Here is a 3,530-nt window from a genome sequence, read left to right on the forward strand (position 1 = left end):
GGATTCATGTCGGGCATTTTGCCGGGTTGCCTTGATGCTGGGTAGCCCTGACGTTGGACCGCGTTATCGTTCTTCGCGGGCAAGCCTCGCTCCTACAGGGGATAACGCTAACCTGTAGGAGCGAGGCTTGCCCGCGAAGGCCGCGCCGCGGTCTACCTGCTCAACCAAATATCTTCTTGAAGAATGCCTGCATATCCGCCCACGATTTCTCATCCGCCGCCTTGTTGTAACCAATATCCGGCCCGCCATGATCGCCATGGCTCAAGCGATCCGCATCCGGATTGCTGAACCCATGCTTGGCGCCCTCAAGGTTGACGAATTGATAATCGGCCCCGGCCTTGTCCATCTCCGCCTTGAACGCCGCAACGTTTTCCGACGTCACCATGCTGTCCAGCGCGCCATGCTCCACGAGGATTTTCGCTTTCACGCTGCCTGGTGTTGCAGGCGCTTTGGTCGCCAGCGCCCCGTGGAAACTCACCACGCCCGCCAGCGGCAAGCCCTGACGTGCCGCGTTCAGCACCACGCTGCCGCCGAAGCAGTAGCCAATCGCGGCGATTTTATCCGGATTGGTTTGCGGCTGTTTCTTCAGCAGATCCAGCCCGGCCTGAAACCGCGCACTGGCGGCGTCGCTGTCCTTGATCGCCGCTTGCATGAACGCCATGGCGTCCTTGGGGTGTTCGGTGTTTTTGCCGTCGCCATACATGTCGATGGCCAAGGCGCTGTAGCCCAGACCGGCGAGGTCACGGGCGCGGCGCTTGGCGTAGTCATTGAGCCCCCACCACTCGTGAACCACCACAACGCCAGGGCGGGGGCCTTTAACCGCGTCGTCGTAAGCGTAATACCCGATCAGCTTGGTGCCGTCGGGGCTTTGATAGGGGATTTCCTGGGTCTTGATGGCCGCCTGGCTGAGCCCGCTCACGGCCAGCAAGAACAGGGCAAGGAATATACGCATGGTCGGATCTCCTGCAAAAAAGTCGTCAACACAGACTAGTCGATCTGGTTCAGCTCGGGTTCAGAGTGCGTTCAGGGGGAGTTCAGGGGCCGGTGCGTAATGTAGCGCCGTACCCAAAGCATCTGCGCATGAGGACATTTTCCTATGACTGGCTTTAAAAACCTGCTGCTGGCATTCACCGTTTTGAGCGCGAGCACCGCGGCGTTCGCTTCCGACGATAATGTCGCCAGCCTTGCTCTTGGGAAGACCGGCGAGCGACCCAAAAAGTCCCTCACCCTGCACAGCATCGGCACGAACGGCGTGGTCAGTCATGACAGTGCCTGGGGCGCGCAGTTGGGCCGCCCGAACCCTCAGGCCGATTACTGCGCTGCTTACGCGAACGTGTCGGTCTTTCACAATGGCATTAAACTCCGTCAGGAGAACCTCATGGGCCGCTATGATCTGTCTTGAAATACGCCGTTGCACCTCTGGAGAGGTTGAATTGCCCGGGAGAGCGTTATGAAATTGCTGGTCGTCGAAGATGAAGCGCTGTTGCGCCATCACCTGCAAACCCGCCTGACGGACAGTGGCCACGTGGTCGAGTCCGTGGCCAACGCCGAGGAGGCGCTGTACCAGACCGAGCAATTCAACCATGACCTGGCGGTGATCGACCTCGGCCTGCCCGGCATGGGCGGGCTCGACCTGATCCGTCAGCTGCGCTCGCGGGGCAAGACCTTCCCGATCCTGATCCTCACCGCACGCGGCAACTGGCAGGATAAGGTCGAAGGCCTCGCTGCCGGCGCCGACGATTACGTGGTCAAGCCGTTCCAGTTCGAAGAGCTGGATGCGCGCCTGAATGCCTTGCTGCGTCGCTCCAGCGGTTTCACCCAGTCGACCATCGTCGCCGGGCCGCTGCTGCTCGACCTCAATCGCAAGCAGGCGTCCCTCGATGAACAACCGCTGGCGCTGACTGCCTACGAGTACCGGATCCTCGAATACCTGATGCGCCATCATCAGCAAGTGGTGGCCAAGGACCGCTTGATGGAGCAGCTCTACCCGGATGACGACGAGCGCGATCCGAACGTGATCGAAGTGCTGGTCGGCCGCTTGCGCCGCAAACTCGAGGGCCCGGCCGGCTTCAAGCCGATCGACACCGTGCGGGGCCTCGGCTACCTGTTCAATGAGCGCTGCACTTGATTCGTTCGCTTCGTGTCCGTTTGATGCTCGCCGCCACGATCCTGGCGGTGTTGTTCATGCTGGCGTTGCTGCCGGCGATGCAGGGCGCGTTCAGCCTGGCGCTGCAGGATTCCATCGAGCAGCGCCTGGCGTCGGACGTCACCACGCTGATTTCCGCCGCCCGGGTCGAAGGCAACCACTTGCAGATGCCGGCGCAGTTGCCGGACGAGCGTTTCAACCTCACCGACAGCCGTTTGCTCGGCTACATCTATGACCGTGAAGGTCACCTGGTCTGGCGCTCGAAGGGCACTCAGGAAGAGGACATCAACTACAAACCGCGTTACGACGGGCGCGGTAACGAGTTCGCGAGGATCAGCGAAGCCAATGGCCAGGAATTCTTCGTCTATGACGTCGAAGTCAAACTGCTTGGCGGCAAAAGCGCGGCGTTCAGCATCGTCGCGCTGCAACCGGTGCGCGAGTACGAAGACACCCTCGAAGGCCTGCGGGAAAATCTCTATCTGGGTTTCGGCGCCGCTTTGTTGGTGCTGCTGGCGTTGCTGTGGATCGGCCTGACCTGGGGCTTGCAGGCGTTGCGCCGACTCAGTCAGGAGCTCGACGAAATCGAAAGCGGCACCCGCGAAAGCCTCAGCGAACAACACCCGCGTGAATTGCTGCGCCTGACCGGCTCGCTCAACCGCTTGCTGCACAGCGAGCGCGAACAGCGCAGCCGCTATCGCGATTCTCTCGGCGACCTGGCCCACAGCCTGAAAACCCCGTTGACCGTGCTGCAAGGCGTGAGCGAAGACATGGCGCAACGCCCGGCGGATCGTGATCAGGCCTGGGTGCTGCAAACCCAGATCGAGCGCATGAGCCAGCAGATCAGCTATCAATTGCAGCGCGCCAGCCTGCGCAAGAGCGGCCTGGTGCGCCATCAGGTGCGGTTGCGGCCGGTGCTGCAAAGCCTCTGCGACACGCTGGACAAGGTCTACCGCGACAAGCGCGTACGGGTGGCCTTCGATCTGCCGGAGCAATGCTACGTGCCGATCGAGCAGGGCGCCTTGCTGGAAATGATGGGCAACCTGCTGGAAAACGCCTATCGCCTGTGCCTGGGCGAAGTGCGCATCAGCGTGCGCGAGACCTTGAGCGGGGTCGAATTGTGCGTCGAGGACGACGGGCCGGGTGTACCACCGGATCAGCGTGCGCGGATTCTGCAGCGCGGCGAACGGCTGGACCGTCAGCACCCGGGGCAGGGGATCGGGTTGGCAGTGGTCAAGGACATCATCGAGAGTTACAACGCGAAACTGACGCTGGGCGATTCACCGATGGGCGGCGCGGCGTTCCGGATTCATTTTCCGGTGGTGTGATTGCCAAAACACCGCGATCCCCTGTAGGAGCCGGCTTGCCGGCGATGGCGATTTCAAGG

4 protein-coding genes are annotated in these 3,530 nt (G+C 61.7%); 3 read left to right on the top strand and 1 reads right to left on the bottom strand.

The genetic code is table 11. From position 1 onward, the window contains the following. Positions 1 to 160: 160 nt before the first annotated feature. Positions 161 to 952, bottom strand: coding sequence for a dienelactone hydrolase family protein (locus KGB25_RS30280; protein ID WP_223438000.1), 792 nt, complete (start codon positions 950 to 952; stop codon positions 161 to 163). A gap of 144 nt (positions 953 to 1,096) precedes the next feature. On the opposite strand from KGB25_RS30280, the gene KGB25_RS30285 reads away from it, so the two are divergent. Genes KGB25_RS30285 through KGB25_RS30295 form a run of 3 tightly spaced genes read left to right on the top strand, consistent with a single transcriptional unit; the run spans position 1,097 to position 3,471 of the window. Beyond that, the gene (locus KGB25_RS30285; protein ID WP_008029361.1) at positions 1,097 to 1,402 is read left to right on the top strand and encodes a hypothetical protein; all 306 of its coding nucleotides are present in this window, start codon (positions 1,097 to 1,099) and stop codon (positions 1,400 to 1,402) included. 48 nt (positions 1,403 to 1,450) lie between these two features. Continuing rightward, the gene (locus KGB25_RS30290) at positions 1,451 to 2,128 is read left to right on the top strand and encodes a response regulator (RefSeq protein WP_008029360.1); all 678 of its coding nucleotides are present in this window, start codon (positions 1,451 to 1,453) and stop codon (positions 2,126 to 2,128) included. Further along, complete coding sequence (locus KGB25_RS30295; RefSeq protein WP_008041754.1) at positions 2,125 to 3,471, top strand: ATP-binding protein; 1,347 nt, start codon at positions 2,125 to 2,127, stop codon at positions 3,469 to 3,471. Before KGB25_RS30290 ends, KGB25_RS30295 begins: the two co-directional genes overlap by 4 nt. Positions 3,472 to 3,530 lie beyond the last annotated feature (59 nt).

Source organism: Pseudomonas sp. BF-RE-21, from assembly GCF_019947305.1.
GTDB lineage: Bacteria > Pseudomonadota > Gammaproteobacteria > Pseudomonadales > Pseudomonadaceae > Aquipseudomonas > Aquipseudomonas migulae.

Bases quoted from the DNA above. Each gene is read 5' to 3' on its own strand.
- KGB25_RS30280 (WP_223438000.1), bottom strand. From the start codon at position 952: ATGCGTATATTCCTTGCCCTGTTCTTGCTGGCCGTGAGCGGGCTCAGC.
- KGB25_RS30285 (WP_008029361.1), top strand. From the start codon at position 1,097: ATGACTGGCTTTAAAAACCTGCTGCTGGCATTCACCGTTTTGAGCGCG.
- KGB25_RS30290 (WP_008029360.1), top strand. From the start codon at position 1,451: ATGAAATTGCTGGTCGTCGAAGATGAAGCGCTGTTGCGCCATCACCTG.